Genomic DNA, 19525 nt, shown 5'->3' with positions numbered 1-19525 from the left:
CAGGCCCAGCTCGCGCACGTACACCGGTTGGTGGAGTCGGCGGCGGGAGCCGGCGGTGGCACTACCTGGCCGCCGTCGGCCTCGTGATCACCTGACGGTCAGCGGTTGGGGTTGTTCGTCGGCTTCGACCTGGCGGTTCCAGTCGGGCTTGGTGGCGCGCCAGCCTTCGTCGTCGAAGCCCTTACGCCAGTAGCCGGAGATGGACAGGGCCTCGCGGGGCACGGCCCGCTCGACCCGCAGCAGGCGGCGCAGCTCACGGACGAAGCTTGCCTCGCCGTGGACGAAGGCGTGCACCGTGCCGGGCGGGAACTCCAGCTCACGGACGGCGGAGACCAGGGCCGCACCGACCGGGCCTGCGCCACGGTGCAGCCAGGTCAGCTGCACCGTGCCGGGGCTGGGCAGCGGCTGCTCGTCGGCCGGGCCGTCGACCTCGACGAAGACGTGCGCGGGCGCGCCCACCGGCAGCCGGGCCAGCGACGCGGCGATCGCCGGCAGGGCACTCTCGTCGCCGACCATCAGGTGCCAGTCGGCGTCCGGGCTCGGCGCGTACGCCCCACCGGGGCCGGTGAACAGCACCTCGTCGCCGGGTCGCAGGGCGGCGGCCCAGGGCCCGGCGAGGCCGGCGTCACCGTGGTACACGACGTCGACGGTCATCTGGCCGGTCGCGGCGTCCCAGTCCCGCACGGTGTACGCCCGCAGCCGGGGCCACTGCTCGCGCGGCAGGTCACGCTTGATAGCGGCGAGTTCCATCGGGCGCGGATAGTCGACCCCCGGCACCGGGAAGACGAACTTGATGTAGTGGTCGGTGAACTCGCCCACCGGCAGGCCGATCAGCTCCGGTCCGCCGAACACCAATCGGACCACGTGCGCGGTGGGTCGTTCGGTGCGGATCACGCGGGTGGCGGTGACTGTCTTCGGGCGCTCCGTCATCTGGTTAGGCTAGCCTCACCCACCGACCTCCGGCCGGGCGGCGTCAGTCGGCCCGGCGGGCGTGCGGCGTCAGTCGACCAGGCGGGCGTGCCAGGCCAGGGCGGCCGGGTCGGTGAGGGAGGCCACCTGGTCGACCACCACCCGCAGCCGGCCCGCGTCGTCCGGGGCGGCGTGCCACAGCGGGGCGAACACCGGGTCGAGGGCCTCGGGGGCCTGATCGGTGAGCACCCGTACCAGGTCGGTGATGATCTCCTGTTGCCGCTGGTAGCGCCCCTGGGCCCCGGGGCGACGCATGACGTAGCGCAGGGCGATGCCCTTGAGCAGGGCGCACCGGGCCCGCAGGGAACGGGGCACCACGAGGTCGGCCGCGTAGCGACGGTGCGGGCCGGGACCGAACCGGGCGGTGGTGGCGGCGACCGCGTCGGCCACGAAGCGGCCGGTGAGCACGCTTGTCGTGGCCTTGAGCGCGGCCTGGGCGCGGTGGCTGCCGTCGTAGCCGGCCAGCGGGGCGAGCAGCGGGTCGGCCAGCACCTCCATCAACACCTGGCCGAGGTAGTCGGGTGGCTCGGCGGAGTAGGTGGCGGCCACGTCGGCGCAGAGCGCGGCCCGCTCGTCGGCGTCGGCGAGCAGCAACCCCAGCGTGAGGTATCCGCCGTGGATGCCGTCCTCCACGTCGTGCACCGAGTACGCGACGTCGTCGGCCCAGTCCATCACCTGCGCCTCCAGGCAACGCCGCTCGCCGGGCGGCGCGCCGCGCCGCAGCCAGTCGAAGACCGGCCGGTCGTCGGCGTACACCCCGAACTTGCGCCGGCCCGGCCGGCGTGGCCACGGGTACTTGCTGACCGCGTCGAGGCAGGCGCGGGTGAGGTTGAGCCCGACCGAGGTGCCGTCGGCGTCGTACACCTTGGCTTCCAGGCGGGTCAGCACCCGCAGCGTCTGCGCGTTGCCCTCGAAGCCGCCGCAGGCGGCGGCCACCGTGTCCAGGGCGGCCTCGCCGTTGTGTCCGAACGGCGGGTGTCCCAGGTCGTGCGCCAACCCGGCGGTGTCCACGACGTCCGGATCACAGCCCAGCCGCGCGCCCATCTCCCGGGCGATCTGGGCCACCTCCAGCGAGTGGGTCAGCCGGGTACGCAGGAAGTCGTCCGTGCCGGCCGTGTGCACCTGGGTCTTCGCGGCGAGCCGGCGGAACGCCGCCGAGTGCAGCACCCGGGCCCGGTCCCGCTCGTACGGCGAACGGCCTCCCCCGGCGTCCTTGACCGGCTCCGTCACCCGCCGCTGCGCGTCAGTCGTCACGCGGTGCGAGTATGCAGAACTCGTTGCCCTCCGGGTCGGCGAGCACCGTCCAGTCGGTACCGTCCTGGCCCACGTCGACGTGCCGGGCACCCATGTCGACGAGCCGTTCCACCTCGGCCTCCCGGTCGGCCGGGCGCAGGTCGAGGTGGAGCCGGTTCTTGCTCTCCTTGGCACCGGTGACCGGTACGAAGACGATGCCGGGCAGCCGGTCGACGGACTGCCGGATCTCCACCTCGTCGGGCTGCTCGGTGATCACCTGGTAGCCGAGCGCCTCGGCCCACCAGCGGGCCAACCGGGCCGGATCGCGGGCGTCGATGGTCAGGCTCGCCCAGACGACGGTCATGCCGACACCTCCGGTCGGTCACCGGCAGGACCCGACAGCCCGGTACGCACACTCATCCGGCCACCCCTTTGCGACGACGGTCCTCCGGCGAGCATCAGGTTACGCCCGACCGCGCCGGACGGCGCGACGACGAACTGAGGCCGACGAGTTCACATCCTCCGATCAGACTAGAGTTGTCGTCCGATTGCCGACGGTCACGGGATCGCGTTTATCGACGCCCACGGGTAGCGTCGCCAACGCGGAACGTCACCTGTTGAGGCGGAGACACGACCGGTGGGAGAGACACGCTCGTGAACGCGGAAACGATGATGGGCACCGAGTTGCAGGCGCTGCGCCGACGCCGACCCGAGGTCACCGGCGCGGTGCTCGCCGGCACGGACGGCCTGTTGATTTCCAGCGACCTGCCCACGACGGACGCCACCTACCTGGCAGCCCTGGCCGCCGCGAACTTCGGCGTCGGCAACCGGATGGCGGCAACGGTCCGGCAGGGCCCGTTCCACGAGTCCGTGGTGCACACCGCAGCCGGTTGTGTGATCACCTATCCGGCCGGCGGGGATGTCCTGTTGACCGTGGTCACCGCCCCCGGCGCCGACCTGGTGGCGCTGCGCGAGGAGGCGCTGGCGATGGTGCATCGGGCCGGGCCGACGCTTGCCGCCTGCCGCCGATCGACGCCGATGCCACCGCTGCAGACCGACGGGCGCGCCCCGCTGGCCGTACGCACCCCGATGGCCAACCTGCCCGGCCCACGTCCCCGCCGGGACCCGCACATCGCCCGGCGGCGGCCGCCGAACTGAGCACCGGCCGGGTCGGCTCTGAGCACCGGCCGGGTCGGCGGACGATCGCCCGCCGACCCGATCCGCTCAGCGACTGTCCGAGCCCGCCGTGACCACGGCCGCCCGGCCCGCCTCCAGCCGGGCCACCGGCACCCGGAACGGCGAGCAGGAGACGTAGTCGAGCCCGACGGAGTGGAAGAAGTGCACCGAGTCGGGGTCGCCGCCGTGCTCGCCGCACACGCCGAGCTTGAGGCCGGGGCGGGCGGCCCGACCCTCCTCGGCCGCGATCCGCACCAGCCGGCCGATGCCGTCGGCGTCGATCGACTCGAACGGCGAGATGCCGAAGATGCCCAGTTCCAGGTAGCGCCAGAAGAAGGCGCCCTCCACGTCGTCGCGGGAGAAGCCCCAGCCCATCTGGGTCAGGTCGTTGGTGCCGAAGGAGAAGAACTCGGCCGCCTCGGCAATCTGCCCAGCGGTCAACGCCGCCCGGGGCACCTCGATCATCGTGCCGATCAGCACCTCGACGTCGCTGCCGCCGACCACCTCAGCGATGATCTTCTCGGCCTCGGTGCGTACGGTCTCCAGTTCCTGGACCGCGCCGACCAGCGGGACCATGATCTCCGGGCAGGCGCGCACACCCTGACGGGTGCACTCCACGGCGGCCTCGGTGATCGCCCGGACCTGCATCGCGAACAGGCCGGGGATGACCAGACCGAGGCGTACGCCGCGCAGCCCCAGCATCGGGTTCTCCTCGTGCATCCGGCGTACGGCAGCCAGCAGCGCCTCCTCCTTGGCCACGTCCTCGCCGCGTTCCTGGGCCACCGCCACGTCGACGGCGAGTTGTTCCAGCGGGGGCAGGAACTCGTGCAGCGGCGGGTCGATCAGCCGGACGGTGACCGGCTGCCCGTCCATCGCCCGGAAGATCTCCACGAAGTCGGCCCGCTGCAACGGCAGCAGCGCGGCGAGCGACTCGTCCCGCTCGTTGGCGTCGCGGGCCAGGATCAACCGCTCGACCAGTTCCCGCCGATCGCCGAGGAACATGTGCTCGGTGCGGCACAGGCCGATGCCTTCCGCGCCGAAGCGCCGCGCCCGCGCCGCGTCGGCGGCCGTGTCGGCGTTGGTGCGTACCGTCAGCCGCCGGGTGGCATCGGCGTGCGACATGATCCGGTGTACGGCCCTGACCAGCGCGTCGTCGGTGGCCTCCGGGTCGAGTTCGCCCTCGAAGTACTGCACCACCTCCGACGGGGTGGCCGGCACCTGGCCCAGGTAGACCTTGCCGGTGGTGCCGTCGATGGAGACCACGTCGCCCTCGGTGACCGTCTGCCCGGCCACGGTGAACCGCCGCCTGGGCACGTCGATGTCGAGTGCGTCGGCGCCGGAGACGCAGGTCTTGCCCATCCCCCGGGCCACCACGGCGGCGTGGCTGGTCTTGCCGCCGCGTGAGGTGAGGATGCCCTTGGAGGCGATCATGCCGTTCAGGTCGTCCGGGTTCGTCTCCCGCCGGACCAGGATGACGTCCTCGCCCTGACCGGCCAGCTCGACAGCGCGGGCCGAGGTGAAGACCACCTTGCCGACCGCCGCGCCCGGCGAGGCGCCGATGCCGGTGGCGACCGCCTCGAAGCCGTGGTCGAGCTGGAAGCGCGGGAACATCAGCTGGGCCAGTTGGGCGCCGTTGACCCGGTGCAGCGCCTCGTCGAGGTCGATCAGGCCCTCGTCGACAAGTTGGCCGGCGATGACGAACGCGGCGGCGGCGGTGCGTTTGCCGACCCGGGTCTGCAGCATCCACAGCTTGCCGCGTTCGATTGTGAACTCGATGTCGCAGAGGTCCTTGTAGTGCCGCTCCAGCCGGGCCATGTAGTCGAGCAGTTCGTCGTAGGCGGCCTTGTTGATCCGCTCCAACTCCTGCAACGGCACGGTGTTGCGGATCCCGGCGACCACGTCCTCACCCTGGGCGTTGGCCAGGTAGTCGCCGTAGATGCCCTGCGCGCCGCTGGCCGGGTCACGGGTGAAGGCGACGCCGGTGCCGGAATCCGGGCCGAGGTTGCCGAAGACCATCGCCACCACGTTGACCGCGGTGCCGAGGTCGGCCGGGATGCGTTCCTGCCGGCGGTAGATCACCGCCCGCTCGGCGTTCCACGAGTCGAACACCGCACCGATGGCCAGGTCGAGCTGCTCACGGGGGTCCTGCGGGAACTCCCGCCCGGTGTGCTTGCTGAAGATCTTCTTGTACGTGTCGACGAGCGCACGCAGGTCGTCCGCGTCCAGGTCCAGGTCGTCGGCGCTGCCCTTGGCCCGCTTGGCCTCGTCGATCGCGTGCTCGAACTCCTCGCCCGGCACCTCGCAGACGGTCTTGCCGAACATCTGGATCAGTCGCCGGTACGAGTCCCAGGCGAACCGCTGGTTGCCGTTGGCCTGCGCGGCCAGCCCGACCACGCTGCGGTCGTTGAGCCCCACGTTGAGGACGGTTTCCATCATTCCGGGCATGGAGAACTTCGCTCCGGACCGTACCGAGACCAGCAGCGGGTCGTCCGGGTCACCGAGGCGTCGACCCATGCCCTGCTCCAGGGCGGCCAGGTGCACGGCGATCTGGTCGGCCAGCCCGGCGGGCTGCTCCCCGCTGGCCAGGTACGCCTGGCACGCCTCGGTGGTGATGGTGAAGCCGGGCGGGACCGGCAGGCCGAGGTTCGTCATCTCGGCCAGGTTGGCACCCTTGCCGCCGAGCAGGTCCTTGAGATCCTTGTTGCCTTCGGCGAAGTCGTAGACGTACTTGTGCTCGACCGTTTCCTGCGCTGCCACCAGAGCCTCCCACGCGCCCGGACTGACACTTAACGAAGGTTCAGTTTTGTACCCCGGAAGTACTTGCCGGCAATCCAGGGAGTTGTACCGATCGGTGCGCGAAGGTTAAGCGAACAACGAGTGGCTCGGGGCCATTCGGTGACAATAGGCACAGCAATCACGACTGTCCGCGATCGTCGCGGTTTCTGGGAACGTTTCCATACGCACGAATACGCATTGGACGTCCTCGCCGTACTCTTGACGACACGCATTGTGAGCACACCTCGCACCATTGCCACCCCTGCCGCGAATACACCCCTCGGAGCCGTCGTTGTCCTCGGAGCCCTCGCTGTCCAGCAGCACCCCACCGCAGCCGCTGCACCCGGCCGAGAGCACCGCCACGCGTACCGCCGGGGAGTTGGCGGGCGCGGCGGAGCGGGCGGCGGCGACGCAGCTCGCCCCCGCCGCGCCGGTCCGGCTCGGCGCGGCGGTACGGCTCGGCGCGGCGGTACGGCTCGGCGCGGTGGTTCCGGCGCCCGAGCGGGTCGCGCCGGATCCCGACGCCGACCATGTGCTGCCCGCCGACGCGGTGATCCGGGTCAGCGCCGACCCGGCCGCACTGGCCGTCGGCGAGCAACTCGCCGCGCTGCTCCGCCCGGCCACCGGGTACCCGTTGGCGGTGACCGACGTCGTCGGGCAACCGCCGGCCGGCGGCATCGCCCTGCAACTGACCGATGAGGCCGACCTCGGCGCCGAGGGCTACCGGCTCGACGTCACACGGGACGGGGTACGCCTGCGCGCCCGCACCGCCGCCGGTCTGCACCACGGGGTGCAGACGCTGCGCCAACTGCTACCCGCCGCCATCGAGAGCCGCACGCCGGTCGCCGAGCGGTGGGTGCTGCCCGGCGGCTCGATCCTCGACCGCCCCCGGTACCCGCACCGAGGCGCCATGCTCGACGTGGCCCGGCACTTCTTCGGCGTCGCCGACGTGCTGCGGGTGATCGACCACCTGGCCCGGTACAAGCTCAACCGGCTGCACCTGCACCTCACCGACGACCAGGGGTGGCGGATCGCCATCGACTCCTGGCCCCGACTGGCCGCCGTCGGCGGCGCGACCGAGGTCGGTGGTGGTCCCGGCGGGCACTACACCCAGGCCGACTACCGACGCATCGTGGCGTACGCCGCCGCCCGGCACATCACCGTCATCCCCGAGATCGACCTGCCCGGCCACACCAACGCCGCGCTGGTCGCCCACCCCGAGCTGGCACCGCCGGGAACAACCCCGTCGCCGTACGCCGGCACCGAGATCGGGTTCAGCTACGTCGACCCGACGAGCGAGCAGACGTACGACTTCGTCGCCGACGTGCTCGGCGAACTCGCCGCGCTCACCCCCGGCCCGTGGCTGCACATCGGCGGCGACGAGGCGTTCAAGGTGCCCGCCGAGGTCTACACCCGCTTCGTCGAACGGGTACAACGGATCGTGACCGGGCTCGGCAAGACGGTCATCGGCTGGCACCAGATCGCCCCTGCCGCGCACACCGACGGCCGGATCCTGCAATGGTGGGGCACCCGCCCCGACGACCCGACCACCGCCGACGCGGTACGCCGGGGCGCCAAACTGATCCTCTCCCCCGCCAACCACGCCTACCTGGACATGAAGTACGCCCCGGACACCCCGATCGGGCATGACTGGGCCGCCCACATCGACGTGCACCAGGCGTACGGCTGGGACCCCGCCACCCACCTGACCGACGTACCGGCCGAGGCGGTGCTCGGCGTCGAGGCACCGCTCTGGACGGAGTCCGTGACCACCCGCTCCGAGATCGAGTTCATGCTCTTCCCCCGCCTACCCGCGATCGCCGAACTGGCCTGGTCACCCCCGTCCGCCCAGCCCCACCGGTCCGCCCGATCCGCACAGTCTGGCGAGGCCGCCCCATCGGACCTGGCCCACCGGTCCACCCAGTCCGACGCGGCCGCCCAGTCCGACCGGGCCGCTCACGACTGGTCCGACTTTCGGCAGCGACTGGCCGGCCACGCCCCGCGCTGGACAGCGGCGGGCATCGCCTTCCACCGCTCGCCCGACCTACCCTGGCCGGCGCAGCCCTCGGTCCCCGCGCCCCGACCCGCGCCGCCTGCCGAAAGCGCGCCCCATACCGCCCAAGGGTGACGGACCCACCTGACCGGCGTGATCGACTCCGTTACGCCGGAATGGCGGTTTCCTGCCGCTCTGGACCCCGCCGTTTCGGCGTAACAGCGAGGCGGACGGCGACGCTTCAGGCGATATGTCCGACGGATGCCCCGGTGGCCAGTGGGCTGGGTCACCGTGGTGGCGGAATCATGCCCCCAGCCCCGGCGTTGTACAGGGGGTAACCGCGAAGCCCCCTCGACGGCGACGCCCCCGGGACCGGGCCGGAATGACCGCCCCCCCACCCGGCGTTACACATCCCCCGGACATCAGGGCTCACCGCCGAGAGCAGCAGCCCAACACGATGCTGCATGAGACGGCCCATCTGCTTCGCAGGATCTTCCCCCTTTCGCGCGGCACCCGCGACCCCCTACCGCTCGCCGCGCGCACCCCCGAATGAAAGGCGGAACACCATCATGCGTACCACCATGCTGCGTAAGACCGCTCTGACCTTCGCCGCTGCCGCCGCCACCGCCGGTGGCATCGCCGGCCCCGCCGTCGCCGCCCAGGCCGCACCCAGCACCCCCACCGCCGTGCAGGCCGACCGCAAGCCCGGCGGCGAGCGCCAGCTCGACGTGCGCTACGAAGCTCAGCCCAACTTCTACTACTGCGGCCCCGCCGCCGCCCGTAACGCCCTGAGCGTGCAGGGCAAGAACATCGACGTCCACACCATGGCCAAGGAGATGGGCACCACCGAGAACGGCACCGACTCCATCAACGACATCACCCCGGTGCTGAACAAGGAGACCGGCAAGGACGTCTACAAGTCGGTGGAGCTCCCCGGCGCCAAGGCCGATGACAAGCAGACCGACAAGCTGCGCGAGGACATCAAGCGCACCGTCGACAGCGGCCACGCCGTGGTAGCCAACATCGCCGGCACCACCACCGACACCGACGGCGTCGTCCACAGCTTCGAAGGCGGCCACTACATCAGCGTCACCGGCTACCAGGACGACGGCGACACCGTCACCATCGCCGACTCCGCCAACCCCGCCACCGCCACCTACCAGCTCACCACCGACGACCTCGCCGACTGGATCGCCACCCGCGGTTACACCGCCACCAGCTGACGATCCACCACCGCGAACGGCAAGGGCCGACTCCGTACGGGGTCGGCCCTTGCCGTTGTTCAGCTGCGGGCGTCAACTCCGGCAGGCGGCCTCGATGGCGAGGCTGTCCTCGTAAACGTGGTGCCGGACGATCCGGCCATCGGCCACCGTGAGGTGCAGCGCGAAACGAGCGGTGAACCGTTTGCCGGTACGGCGTACGGTCTGGGCGACCTGGCCGAACACCACGGCGTCCGGCCCGTCGACGAGGATGCCGGTGACGGTCGCCTCGGCCTGACCCGGCACGGTGGCCGCAGCCAGCGTGCGGTGGTGGTCGGCGACGTCGGCACGGGTCGAGCGCGGACGGATCCACGGCACGTCGAGGTGCTCGGTGCTCGGCCAGTTGACCTGCCAGTCGACCTGGTCGGCGTACAGCTCGGCGATTCGCTCGGGTGCCGCACCGGCGACGATGCGGGACAGCAGCGTGTCGACGGTCTGCCGGGTAGCGGACACTTCACGACCTCCAAGGGCAGGGGACACGGTCACCGTCGGCTGCGTTCGCGCAGCACTGCCGCCGTACGCTCGTCCGCCGGATAGAACGACTCGATGGACAGTTCGGCCAACGTGACGTCCAGTGGCGTACCGAACGTCGCGATGGTGCTGATGAAGGCCAACTCTGCACCGTCGTGCCGCAGTCGCAGTGGCACCACGATGTCGCCTGGGCCGGGCAGTTCGACGTCCGGTTCCGGGCCGTCGCTCGGATAGCCACGTAACTCGCCGTCCAAGGCGGCCAGCCCCGCGTCACCTGTCAGTTCGACCTGCCGTGCCAGCCGAGCCAGCAGGTGCGCACGCCACTGGCCGAGGTTCGCTATGTGCGGGGCGAGGCCGTCCGGATGCAGGCTCACCCGCAGCACGTTCACCGGAGGCGCCAGCAGGTCGGGCGCGACCAGGTCGGTGAAGATGGTCAGGCTCTGGTTGGCGTCCACCATCTGCCACCTGCAGTCGACCACCACCGCCGGGTACGGCTCGTGGCCGGCCAACACCTGCCCGACGGCGGCGCGGGCCGGTGCCATCCGGGGGGCGGTCAGCGCGGTCTGCGGGTACGCCGGGGCGTAGCCCGCCGCCAACAACAGCCGGTTGCGTTCGCGTAGCGGCAGGTCGAGGTGTTCGGCGAGGCGAAGCACCATCTCCGGGCTCGGCCGCGACCGGCCCGTCTCGACGAAGCTCAGATGGCGGGTGGAGATGTCGGCCCGCACGGCCAACTCCAGCTGACTCAACCGCCGCACCTCCCGCCACCGGCGCAGCGCCGGGCCGACCGAGAGCGCCGGCACGGTGGCGGTCACGGCAGCTCCGGCGGTACCGCGTCCAGCGCGGACGGGCGAAAAGCTCGATCGACACAGCGGTGGGGGCAGGTTCATCGGGTTCCTCGTCCTCGGGCGTGCACGCCAGCGTGCCGGACCACCCGCGCGGAGTCGATTACCTGCCAGGTAATGCCCGAAGGCCGCCGGTCTGCGCTCAGCCGCCGGAGTCGTCCAGCTCGGCACCCTGGGGGACGGTGTCGTCGTCGCGGCTGGCCAGCCAACCGTCGGGCAGGAAGACCTTGCCCGGGGAATTGGTGCGTCCGCGTGGTTGGCCAAGCGTTTCGGTCGGGAAGGGCACTGTCGGGTCCAGCTTGCCGAGCAGGTCGTCGAGCTGGGCCAGGCTGTCGATCATGGCCGGGGCGCGGCGCAGCTCGCTGCCGATCGGGAAGCCCTTGAGGTACCAGGCGACGTGCTTGCGGAAGTCGGTGCAGCCGTCCCGCTCGCCCCGAGCCGGGTTGCGCGCCCCGGCGGTGAACTGGTCGACAAGCAACTCGGCGTGCCGGCGCATGGTCAGCGCCACCTCGCCCAGGGTGGGCAGCCGCCGCTCGGTACGCCCCGCGAAGGCCGCCTCCAGGTCGGCGAAGAGCCACGGCCGGCCCAGGCAGCCCCGTCCGATCACCACCCCGTCGACGCCGGTGTGGGCCACCATCCGCAGTGCGTCGTCGGCCTCCCAGATGTCGCCGTTGCCGAGCACCGGCACGTCGAGGGCCTGCTTGAGGGTGGCGATGGCGTCCCAGTCGGCGGTGCCCGAGTAGCGTTGTGCGGCCGTACGCCCGTGCAGGGCGACCGCGGCGACCCCGGCGTCCTGGGCGGCCAGCCCCGCCTCGACGTACGTCAGGTGGTCGTCGTCTATGCCCTTGCGCATCTTGACCGTGACCGGCACCCCGGCGGGTGCGGCGGCATCCACCGCGGCCTTGACCAGGCGGGCGAAGAGTCGGCGTCGCCAGGGCAGGGCCGCGCCCCCACCGCGCCGGGTGACCTTCGGGACCGGGCAGCCGAAGTTGAGGTCGATGTGATCGGCGAGGTCCTTCTCGACCACGATCCGCACGGCGGCGGCGGTGATCTCCGGGTCGGTGCCGTAGAGCTGGAGGCTGCGCGGGCTCTCGTCCGCCCCGAAGGCGATCATCCGCAGGGTCTTCGGATTCCGCTCGACCAGGGCGACCGTGGTGATCATCTCGCAGACGTAGATGCCGCCGCCCTGCTCCCGGCAGAGCTGCCGAAAACCGACGTTGGTGATGCCCGCCATCGGCGCGAGCACCACAGGCGGCCACACCTGGTGCCGTCCGATGCTCAACGGCCCCAGCGCAGCACTCGACATCATCACCGCCCAAGTGTAAGGAAGGGCCCCTTCTTAACGCCTCGTGCATAGGAAGGGCCCCTTGTTAACGCGACGCATAACACACTCACGGCGAGGTCGGGGCGCTGTCCACAGCGTGCGCGGTCGTCCACAGGTGCCCGGCGCGGGCGGGACACAGGCCGGCGAGTGCGGTGATGCTGCGCGGCATGCGTACCCATCCACCCGAGTTCTCCGAGCTGGCGGAGCGGCAACAGCAGATCGTCAGCCGCACCCAACTGCTGACCTGCGGCTTCGACGACATGTACCTGTACCGGCAGACCCGGCGCACCCTCTGGCAACGGGTCCTGCCCGCGACGTACGCCCTGGTCACCGGCACCCTGACCGACGAGCAGCGGCGGATCTCGGCGGCGCTGTACGCCGGTGGCGAGGCACAGCTCACCGGCCTGGCCGCGCTGACCTGGTACGGCTTCCGACAGAGCCCGCGCAGCGACGACGTACAGCTGATCGTGCCGCATCACGCACGACGCAGATCCGCAGGTTTCGCGGTGGTCTCGCGGGCTCTGGCCCTGGACGACCGGGCCCGGGCCACGCCGCTGTACCCGGTGTGCTCTCCGGCCCGCGCGGTGGTCGACGCGGCGCGCGACCTGCGGCAACTCCGCCCGGTGCGCGCCATCGTGGCCGAGGCCGTGCAGCGGGGGTACGCCGATCTCACGTCCCTGGACGAGGAGATCAGGCGAGCGCGACGCAGCCGGACTGCGTTGATCAGGAAGGCGTTCGAGGAGGTGGCGGCGGGGACCCGGTCCGCGCCCGAGGCGGAGTTGCGGGAGTGTCTGGCGGGCAGCAGCGTGCTGAGCGAGATCCACTGGAATCCCCGGCTGCTCGGCGCGGATGGCACGTCGCTGCCGACACCTGACGGCTATCTGGCCGACGCGGCGGTGGCGCTGGAGGTCGACTCGCAGGAGTACCACTTCCGACCTGCGGACTGGACGCGCACGCTGGACCGGCACAACGAGCTGAGTCGGCACGGCATCCTGGTGCTGCACTTCACGCCCGCGCAGATCCGCCGCGAGCCACGCCGGGTGCGCCGCACGGTGGAGGACGCGTACGACTCCCGGCGCGGTGTCGGCGCCACTGCCCTGGTACGCGTCGGCCAGCCCAGTTGTTAACAAGGGGCCCCTCCTCTACGCCAGGCGTTAAGAAGGGGCCCTTCCTTACACCTCAGCAGCCGGGGAGGTGGTCGATCAGGTAGCGCTCGACCTGGTCCAGGGCGATGCGCTCCTGGGCCATGGTGTCCCGGTTGCGGATGGTCACCGCGTTGTCGTCCAGGGTGTCGAAGTCGACAGTGACGCAGAACGGGGTGCCGATCTCGTCCTGGCGACGGTAGCGGCGGCCGATCGCCTGCGAGTCGTCGAACTCGACCACCCAGCGCTTGCGCAGCTGCGTGGCGAGATCCTTGGCCTTGGGCGAGAGCGCCTCGTTGCGCGACAGCGGCAGCACCGCCACCTTGACCGGGGCCAGCCGCGGGTCGAAGCGCATCACGGTGCGCTCCTCCATCTTGCCCTTGGCGTTGGGGGCCTGGTCGACGTCGTACGCCTCGAGCAGGAACGCCAGCACCGCGCGGGTCAGGCCGGCGGCCGGCTCGATCACGTACGGGACCCAGCGCTCGCTCTTGGTCTGGTCGAAGTACGACAGGTCGACCCCGGAGTGCTTGCTGTGCGTGGAGAGGTCGAAGTCGGTGCGGTTGGCGATCCCCTCCAGCTCGGCGAACTCGCTGCCGCCGAACTGGAACCGGTACTCGATGTCGACGGTGCGCTTCGAGTAGTGGGAGAGCTTCTCCTTGGGGTGCTCGTAGAAGCGCATGTTCTCCGCGGAGAGCCCGAGGTCGACGTACCAGTTCCAGCGCTCGGAGAGCCAGTACTCGTGCCACTGCTCGTCGGTGCCGGGCTCGACGAAGAACTCCATCTCCATCTGCTCGAACTCGCGGGTCCGGAAGATGAAGTTGCCCGGGGTGATCTCGTTGCGGAACGACTTGCCGGTCTGCGCGATGCCGAACGGCGGCTTCTTCCGCGCCGCGTTGGCCACGTTGTTGTAGTTGACGAAGATGCCCTGGGCGGTCTCCGGGCGCAGGTAGTGCAGGCCCTCGTCGCTCTCCACCGGGCCGAGGAAGGTCTTCATCAGCCCGTTGAACATCTTCGGCTCGGTGAAGGTGCCCTTGTTGCCGCAGTTCGGGCAGTTCAGCTCGGTGAGCGAGGCGAGCGGCTTGCCGTGCTTCTCCGCGTACGCCTCTTCCAGGTGGTCGGCGCGGAACCGCTTGTGGCAGGACTGGCACTCGGTCAGCGGGTCGACGAAGGCGTCGAGGTGGCCGGAGGCCGCCCACACGTCCCGGGCCAGGATGACCGCGGAGTCCAGCCCGACCACGTCGTCACGCTGCTGGACCATGGTCTTCCACCACTGCCGGCGGACGTTCTCCTTGAGCTCCACGCCGAGCGGGCCGTAGTCCCACGCCGATCGGGTGCCTCCGTAGATCTCACTGGAGGGGAAGACGAAGCCTCGGCGCTTGGCGAGGCTGACGATGGCGTCGATACGGTCTGCTGGCATGTTTCCTCCTACGCCGACTGGCGGTCGGCGGGGACGCGGTGGGATGGCAGGAACAGTTCGGGACAACGGTACGACTGCCGTGGTCCCGAACCCAGCACATTACCTGCGGCCGGTCAGTTGACTCCGCAGACCTCCATGGCACCGGTCTGCTGGTCCTGGCCGAGCACGACCTGTTGCCGTTCCTGACCGCCGCCGGCGAGGGTGACGTCCACCGGCACGGTAAGCGTGGTGGTGTCCACGCTGCCGACCCGGTAGGAGACGATCTGCGGCTCGGCGGCGGCCCGGCGTTCGAACTCCTGCCGGGACTCGCGCCGCTTGGCGTCCTCGCAGAGCTGGTCGTACGCCTGGCCGTACTCGCCGTCGGCCAGGGCGCGGTAGTAGTCGCTGGAGACCGTACGGCCCTGTTCCTCGATCGCCTGCACCCCGCTGACCAGCAGGCCGACCACTGCGGCGCCCCCGCCACCGCAGCAGAGCACAAGCGCCAACGCCCCGGCACCGAGGCCGAGCCAGAGTCGGGAGCGACGGCCCTCGGTCGGCGGCGCCGCGAACGGCGGCGCCGCTCCGGGGCCGGTCGGCGGTGTCGGCACGCCTGACTCGACCACACCGGGCGGTGCGAAGGCACCTTGGCTCGGCGGCTGGGGATTCTGCTGGCCGGGCAGCGGGGGCTGGGGTGGTGGGGCCGCCGGTCCGGGATCGGTCATAGCAGCCAGCGTAGTGCCCGACAGCTCAGCGGTAAGGACCCGCAGCGCGATCGCTGTCGACCACCACCACGTCGCCGTCGGGCGCGGCGCTGGCCAACGTCTCGTACGCGGACGGCTCGTCGATGCTCTCGGCGAGCAGCGGTATCGCCGTGACCTTGACGTCGAAGCCACCGAGCGCGCGGCGGTAGGTGCCCACCGACTCCCACTCGGTGACCAGGCACCAGTGTCGCGGGTCGTCCAGCGCCCGGACCAGTTGCCCGCGCAGGTAACCGGGGCGGGCAGCCAGCGCCGCGAGGGCGGCGTGGGCCCGTTCGGTGAAATCCTGCGCGCCGTCGTCGTCGACCACGAACCGGTTGGTCACGAGCACCGGGCACTCCTCCTCGTAGAGTCTGTGGGATGCAGCGTACGCAGCGCCGGGTCGCCGGCCGCCTGGCCCGGGCCAACCCGACGACCGTGTTCCTGATCACCCTGCTTCTCGTACTTGTCGCGTTCTTCACCCCGGGCCCGCTGGGCGGGCTGTTCACCCTGCTGCTCGCCGCCGCGGTGGCCGCCCTGCTGGTGACGACCTGGCCGGTGCAGACGCCGCCGACCCGGCTGATCCGATTGTTGATGTTGACCCTGCTGGTCACCGTCGGCCTGGTGAAGCTGCTCTGATCGACCTGCTCCGACATGCAATTATGCGTTTTTGACAATCATTGTCATTGTCGCGGACAGTCGATGACATGACCTTCCGCACCACCCCCCGAGTCCTGGCCACCGCCACCGCCGCGCTGCTCGCCCTGACCGGCGTCGCCGCTTGCAGCACCGACACCACTTCCGGTGGCGACCCGGAGCGGGTCGACGTGGTGGCCGGCTTCTACCCCTTGCAGTTCCTGGCCGAGCGGATCGGCGGGGACGCCGTGACGGTGACCAACCTGGCCCGTCCGGGTGCCGAGCCACACGACCTGGAGCTGAACCCGCGGCAGGTCGGTCAGATCATCGACGCGGAGCTGATCATCTTCCTGGACGGTTTCCAGCCCGCGGTGGACACCGCGATCGAGCAGAACGGCGGCGACCGGGCCTTCGACGTGGCCGCCGTCGAGCCCCTGCTGGACGCCACCGCCGGCGGCCACGACCACGACCACGGTGACGAGCACGACCACGACCACGACCACGACCACGACCACGATGACGAGCATGCCGACGAGGTGTCCGACGGCGCGAAGGATCCGCACGTCTGGCTCGACCCGACCCGGCTGGCCACCATCGGCGACAAGCTGGCCGAACGCCTCGGTGCCGTCGACCCGGACCACGCCGACGAGTACACCCAGCGGGCCGCCACCCTGCGCACCGAACTGGAGCAGCTGGACACCGAGTTCACCGAGGGGCTGAAGACCTGCCAGCGCCGGGAGATCGTGGTCAGCCACACCGCGTTCGGGTACCTCACGCAGCGCTACCAGTTGGAGCAGATCGGCATCACCGGCCTCTCGCCCGAGGACGAGCCGTCGCCGCAGCGGCTGGCCGCGGTCACCGAGGAGGCGCGCGAGCACGGCGCCACCACGATCTTCTTCGAGACGCTGGTCAGCCCCAAGGTCGCCGAGACGATCGCCCGGGAGGTGGGCGCGCAGACCGCGGTGCTCGACCCGCTGGAGGGCCTGTCCACCGGCAACAGCGGGGAGGACTACCTTTCGGTGATGCGTACCAACCTGCAGACCCTGCGGACGGCGTTGAGCTGCTCGTGACACCTGAAGTCATCACCGTCACGCACGGGGTGGTCGGCTACGACGGCCGCCCCGTGCTGCGGGACGTCTCACTGACCGTGACCGCCGGTGAGGTGGTCGCGGTCCTCGGCGCCAACGGTTCCGGCAAGTCCACCCTGATCCGCGCCGTGCTCGGGCTGGTCCCGCTCAGCTCCGGCTCGGTGACCCTCTTCGGCGAGCCGGCACGCCGGTTCCGCCAGTGGCACCGCATCGGGTACGTCCCACAGCGCCTCGGCGCGGGCAGCGGCGTACCGGCCACGGTGGCCGAGGTGGTGGCCTCCGGCCGGCTGGCCCGCCGGGGCATCCTGCGCCCACCGGGGCGCGCCGACCGCACGGCCGTCACCGAGGCGCTGCACGCCGTCGGTCTGGCCGACCGGGCGAAGGACCCGGTGGCCACCCTCTCCGGCGGGCAGCAGCAGCGCACCCTGATCGCCCGCGCGCTGGCCGGTAAGCCCGAACTGCTGGTGCTGGACGAGCCGACGGCCGGGGTGGACGCCGCCAGCCAGGAGGCGTTCGCCGAGGCGCTGCGCGGCTTCACCGACGGCGGCGGCACCGTCCTGCTGGTGGCGCACGAGCTGGGTCCGCTCCAGCCGCTGATCAGCCGGGCGGTCGTCGTACACCAGGGTCTGATCGCGCACGACGGCGCGGTGCCGGAACCGGCCGGGCACCACGCGGCGCCGGACCACGACCACGTGCATCCGCACTGTCCCGAGGAACCCGCCGGGCTGTGGGGCACGAATTGACCCTCTTTCAGTACGAGTACATGCAGAACGCGCTGATCGGCGCGCTCGTCATCGGGGTGGCCGCACCGGCGCTCGGCATCTACCTGGTGCAGCGGCGGCTCGCGCTGATCGGGGACGGCATCGGGCACGTGGCGTTGACCGGCGTCGGCGCGGGCCTGCTCTTCGGCACCTCCCCCGTGATCATGGCGGTGATCGCGGCTGTGATCGGGGCGGTCGCCATCGAGTTGATCCGCGAACGGGGCCGTACCTCCGGTGACCTGGCCCTGGCCCTGCTCTTCTACGGCGGCATCGCCGGTGGCGTGGTGCTGGTGGGCCTGTCGGACAGCACCAGCGCGAACCTCAACGCGTACCTGTTCGGGGCGCTCACCACCACCTCCCGCAGCGACCTCGTCACCATCGCGGTGCTCGGTGTGGCCGTGCTGATCACGATGATCGCCCTGCGGCCCGCACTGTTCGCGGTCTGCCAGGACGAGGAGTACGCGCGGGTCTCCGGCCTGCCGGTACGCGCCCTGAACCTGCTGCTGGCGGTCACCACCGCGATCACCGTGACGATCGCGATGCGGGCGGTCGGCGTACTGCTGATCAGCGCGCTGATGGTGGTGCCGGTGGCCACCGCCCAACAGGTCACCCGGGGCTTCCGCGCCACCATGACGGCGGCGATGACCCTCGGCCTGTTCGCCGCCGGCGCCGGCATCTGGGTGGCGGCGGTCGCCGACACCGCGCCCGGCGCCTCGGTGGTGGTGCTCGCCATCGCCTCGTTCGTGGTGATCACCCTGTTCGCCGCCGGCTGGCGTCGGATCCGCCGGACCCGACCGGAGCCGGTGCCCGCACCCGAGCCACCCGAGGTGGTGCTCGACCGGTCCTGACCACGATGACCCTGTCGGTATTGGTTACCGTTGCAGAGTGAGCAGCGAATCCGGATACGACGCGTACGAGGGCGCCAGTGAGCTCCTGCGTGCCCTCTCCGCGCCGATCCGACTCGCCATCGTCAGCGAGCTGGCCGGCGGCGAGCGCTGCGTGCACGAATTGGTCGACAAGCTCGACGTCGCCCAACCGCTGGTCTCCCAGCACCTACGGGTACTGCGCGGCGCCGGCGTGGTCCGCGGTTCCCGGCGCGGCCGGGAGATCGCGTACGCCCTGGTCGACGAGCATGTTGCGCACATCGTCGCCGACGCGGTGAGCCATGCCGGGGAGGGATCATGAGCGAGCGAATCGGTCAGCTCAGAACGTCAATGCCTGGTGGCGACGCCCAGCCCGGCACCATCGTGGTCTGCCAGGTCAGCGCGACCGCGCCTCGGGGTGATGAGCAGCGCAGTGGAGTGCCGTCATGAGCGACAGCGGGACGGCGGTCCGTAACACCCGGCAACGCTCGGCGGTGAGCGCCCTACTGGCCGAGGTGGAAGGCTTCCACAGCGCCCAGGATCTGCACGCGATGCTGCGGGATCGCGGCGAGCGGGTCGGCCTGACCACGGTGTACCGGACCTTGCAGGGCCTGGCCGACGCGGGCGAGATCGACGTGATGCGCCCGCCGGGCGGCGAGCACCTCTACCGCAGGTGCAGCGAAGGACACCACCACCACCTGGTCTGCCGGGCCTGCGGTCGCACGGTCGAGGTCGCCGGCCCCACAGTGGAAACCTGGGCCGACAAGGTAGCCGCCCAACACGGCTTCACCAACGTCAGCCACACCCTGGAAATCTTCGGCACCTGCCCCACCTGCACCCCCTAACCCCCTCCCCCCTCA

The 19525-nt window shown here is 71.0% G+C and carries 21 protein-coding genes; 11 read left to right on the top strand and 10 right to left on the bottom strand.

Features of this window, described 5'->3' with window-relative positions; genetic code table 11:
* Window positions 1-87: 87 nt before the first annotated feature.
* The 3 genes from C1A38_RS27625 to C1A38_RS27615 all read right to left on the bottom strand — a co-directional run bounded on the left by C1A38_RS27625 (window position 88) and on the right by C1A38_RS27615 (window position 2566).
* Window positions 88-930, bottom strand: coding sequence for a siderophore-interacting protein (locus C1A38_RS27625; RefSeq protein ID WP_102660628.1), 843 nt, complete (start codon window positions 928-930; stop codon window positions 88-90).
* A gap of 69 nt (window positions 931-999) precedes the next feature.
* Window positions 1000-2223 (bottom strand): deoxyguanosinetriphosphate triphosphohydrolase, encoded by a 1224-nt coding sequence (locus C1A38_RS27620; RefSeq protein ID WP_102660627.1) that lies wholly within the window; start codon window positions 2221-2223, stop codon window positions 1000-1002.
* Window positions 2213-2566 carry a VOC family protein gene (locus tag C1A38_RS27615; protein WP_013735352.1) on the bottom strand — a complete coding sequence of 118 codons (354 nt, stop codon included), beginning with the start codon at window positions 2564-2566 and terminating at the stop codon, window positions 2213-2215. The genes C1A38_RS27620 and C1A38_RS27615 overlap by 11 nt, the downstream gene beginning before the upstream one ends.
* A gap of 290 nt (window positions 2567-2856) precedes the next feature.
* Here C1A38_RS27615 and C1A38_RS27610 point away from each other — a divergent pair, with 290 nt between their 5' ends.
* The gene (locus C1A38_RS27610) at window positions 2857-3360 is read left to right on the top strand and encodes a roadblock/LC7 domain-containing protein (RefSeq protein WP_102660626.1); all 504 of its coding nucleotides are present in this window, start codon (window positions 2857-2859) and stop codon (window positions 3358-3360) included.
* A 66-nt stretch (window positions 3361-3426) separates the two neighbouring features.
* On the opposite strand, the gene ppdK is transcribed toward C1A38_RS27610, so the two are convergent.
* A complete protein-coding gene (gene ppdK / locus C1A38_RS27605; RefSeq protein WP_102660625.1) occupies window positions 3427-6135 on the bottom strand; it encodes a pyruvate, phosphate dikinase in 2709 nt (902 codons plus the stop codon).
* 397 nt (window positions 6136-6532) lie between these two features.
* Between ppdK and C1A38_RS27600 the strand changes: the two genes are divergently transcribed.
* Both C1A38_RS27600 and C1A38_RS27595 read left to right on the top strand, forming a co-directional pair.
* Window positions 6533-8281 (top strand): beta-N-acetylhexosaminidase, encoded by a 1749-nt coding sequence (locus tag C1A38_RS27600; protein ID WP_502696962.1) that lies wholly within the window; start codon window positions 6533-6535, stop codon window positions 8279-8281.
* 434 nt (window positions 8282-8715) lie between these two features.
* Window positions 8716-9369: a C39 family peptidase gene (locus tag C1A38_RS27595; RefSeq protein WP_102660623.1), complete on the top strand. Its 654-nt coding sequence runs from the start codon at window positions 8716-8718 to the stop codon at window positions 9367-9369.
* 72 nt (window positions 9370-9441) lie between these two features.
* On the opposite strand, the gene C1A38_RS27590 is transcribed toward C1A38_RS27595, so the two are convergent.
* The 3 genes from C1A38_RS27590 to dusB form a co-directional block, all read right to left on the bottom strand.
* Entirely contained in the window at window positions 9442-9858 is a 417-nt protein-coding gene (locus C1A38_RS27590; protein ID WP_102660622.1) for a nuclear transport factor 2 family protein, read from the bottom strand.
* 29 nt (window positions 9859-9887) lie between these two features.
* Window positions 9888-10763, bottom strand: a complete 876-nt coding sequence (locus tag C1A38_RS27585; RefSeq protein WP_502696960.1) for a helix-turn-helix domain-containing protein — start codon at window positions 10761-10763, stop codon at window positions 9888-9890.
* Window positions 10764-10860: 97 nt separating this feature from the next.
* Window positions 10861-12027 carry a tRNA dihydrouridine synthase DusB gene (gene dusB, locus C1A38_RS27580; RefSeq protein WP_502696961.1) on the bottom strand — a complete coding sequence of 389 codons (1167 nt, stop codon included), beginning with the start codon at window positions 12025-12027 and terminating at the stop codon, window positions 10861-10863.
* A gap of 182 nt (window positions 12028-12209) precedes the next feature.
* Between dusB and C1A38_RS27575 the strand changes: the two genes are divergently transcribed.
* Complete coding sequence (locus C1A38_RS27575) at window positions 12210-13169, top strand: hypothetical protein (protein ID WP_102660630.1); 960 nt, start codon at window positions 12210-12212, stop codon at window positions 13167-13169.
* Window positions 13170-13221: 52 nt separating this feature from the next.
* On the opposite strand, the gene C1A38_RS27570 is transcribed toward C1A38_RS27575, so the two are convergent.
* From C1A38_RS27570 to C1A38_RS27560, 3 genes are all read right to left on the bottom strand, one after another.
* A complete protein-coding gene (locus C1A38_RS27570) occupies window positions 13222-14601 on the bottom strand; it encodes a glycine--tRNA ligase (protein WP_102660620.1) in 1380 nt (459 codons plus the stop codon).
* 113 nt (window positions 14602-14714) lie between these two features.
* Window positions 14715-15188, bottom strand: a complete 474-nt coding sequence (locus C1A38_RS27565) for an Rv0361 family membrane protein (RefSeq protein WP_102660629.1) — start codon at window positions 15186-15188, stop codon at window positions 14715-14717.
* 139 nt (window positions 15189-15327) lie between these two features.
* Window positions 15328-15669 (bottom strand): antibiotic biosynthesis monooxygenase family protein, encoded by a 342-nt coding sequence (locus C1A38_RS27560; protein ID WP_013735363.1) that lies wholly within the window; start codon window positions 15667-15669, stop codon window positions 15328-15330.
* 29 nt (window positions 15670-15698) lie between these two features.
* Between C1A38_RS27560 and C1A38_RS27555 the strand changes: the two genes are divergently transcribed.
* The 7 genes from C1A38_RS27555 to C1A38_RS27530 all read left to right on the top strand — a co-directional run bounded on the left by C1A38_RS27555 (window position 15699) and on the right by C1A38_RS27530 (window position 19510).
* A complete protein-coding gene (locus tag C1A38_RS27555; RefSeq protein WP_013735364.1) occupies window positions 15699-15956 on the top strand; it encodes a hypothetical protein in 258 nt (85 codons plus the stop codon).
* A 68-nt stretch (window positions 15957-16024) separates the two neighbouring features.
* Window positions 16025-17023 carry a metal ABC transporter substrate-binding protein gene (locus tag C1A38_RS27550; RefSeq protein ID WP_102660619.1) on the top strand — a complete coding sequence of 333 codons (999 nt, stop codon included), beginning with the start codon at window positions 16025-16027 and terminating at the stop codon, window positions 17021-17023.
* Window positions 17020-17784 carry a metal ABC transporter ATP-binding protein gene (locus tag C1A38_RS27545; RefSeq protein ID WP_013735366.1) on the top strand — a complete coding sequence of 255 codons (765 nt, stop codon included), beginning with the start codon at window positions 17020-17022 and terminating at the stop codon, window positions 17782-17784. The genes C1A38_RS27550 and C1A38_RS27545 overlap by 4 nt, the downstream gene beginning before the upstream one ends.
* Window positions 17781-18650, top strand: coding sequence for a metal ABC transporter permease (locus C1A38_RS27540; protein ID WP_043725473.1), 870 nt, complete (start codon window positions 17781-17783; stop codon window positions 18648-18650). The genes C1A38_RS27545 and C1A38_RS27540 overlap by 4 nt, the downstream gene beginning before the upstream one ends.
* A gap of 37 nt (window positions 18651-18687) precedes the next feature.
* Window positions 18688-18987, top strand: coding sequence for an ArsR/SmtB family transcription factor (locus C1A38_RS27535; protein WP_102660618.1), 300 nt, complete (start codon window positions 18688-18690; stop codon window positions 18985-18987).
* Window positions 18984-19115 (top strand): hypothetical protein, encoded by a 132-nt coding sequence (locus C1A38_RS32270; RefSeq protein WP_269764261.1) that lies wholly within the window; start codon window positions 18984-18986, stop codon window positions 19113-19115. Before C1A38_RS27535 ends, C1A38_RS32270 begins: the two co-directional genes overlap by 4 nt.
* Window positions 19112-19510: a Fur family transcriptional regulator gene (locus tag C1A38_RS27530; protein WP_013735369.1), complete on the top strand. Its 399-nt coding sequence runs from the start codon at window positions 19112-19114 to the stop codon at window positions 19508-19510. The genes C1A38_RS32270 and C1A38_RS27530 overlap by 4 nt, the downstream gene beginning before the upstream one ends.
* Window positions 19511-19525: the final 15 nt, after the last annotated feature.

The organism is Verrucosispora sp. ts21 (genome assembly GCF_002879555.1).
Taxonomy (GTDB): Bacteria; Actinomycetota; Actinomycetes; order Mycobacteriales; family Micromonosporaceae; genus Micromonospora; species Micromonospora gifhornensis.
The sequence above is the reverse complement of the archived record's forward strand: the minus strand, read 5'-3'. Positions and strand labels throughout refer to the sequence as shown.

What these genes read in the sequence shown, in the direction of transcription:
- C1A38_RS27625 (WP_102660628.1), bottom strand. Translation starts at nt 930, where the DNA reads ATGACGGAGCGCCCGAAGACAGTCACCGCCACCCGCGTGATCCGCACC.
- C1A38_RS27615 (WP_013735352.1), bottom strand. Translation starts at nt 2,566, where the DNA reads ATGACCGTCGTCTGGGCGAGCCTGACCATCGACGCCCGCGATCCGGCC.
- C1A38_RS27595 (WP_102660623.1), top strand. Translation starts at nt 8,716, where the DNA reads ATGCGTACCACCATGCTGCGTAAGACCGCTCTGACCTTCGCCGCTGCC.
- C1A38_RS27585 (WP_502696960.1), bottom strand. Translation starts at nt 10,763, where the DNA reads ATGAACCTGCCCCCACCGCTGTGTCGATCGAGCTTTTCGCCCGTCCGC.
- dusB (WP_502696961.1), bottom strand. Translation starts at nt 12,027, where the DNA reads ATGATGTCGAGTGCTGCGCTGGGGCCGTTGAGCATCGGACGGCACCAG.
- C1A38_RS27575 (WP_102660630.1), top strand. Translation starts at nt 12,210, where the DNA reads ATGCGTACCCATCCACCCGAGTTCTCCGAGCTGGCGGAGCGGCAACAG.
- C1A38_RS27570 (WP_102660620.1), bottom strand. Translation starts at nt 14,601, where the DNA reads ATGCCAGCAGACCGTATCGACGCCATCGTCAGCCTCGCCAAGCGCCGA.
- C1A38_RS27555 (WP_013735364.1), top strand. Translation starts at nt 15,699, where the DNA reads ATGCAGCGTACGCAGCGCCGGGTCGCCGGCCGCCTGGCCCGGGCCAAC.
- C1A38_RS27550 (WP_102660619.1), top strand. Translation starts at nt 16,025, where the DNA reads ATGACCTTCCGCACCACCCCCCGAGTCCTGGCCACCGCCACCGCCGCG.
- C1A38_RS32270 (WP_269764261.1), top strand. Translation starts at nt 18,984, where the DNA reads ATGAGCGAGCGAATCGGTCAGCTCAGAACGTCAATGCCTGGTGGCGAC.
- C1A38_RS27530 (WP_013735369.1), top strand. Translation starts at nt 19,112, where the DNA reads ATGAGCGACAGCGGGACGGCGGTCCGTAACACCCGGCAACGCTCGGCG.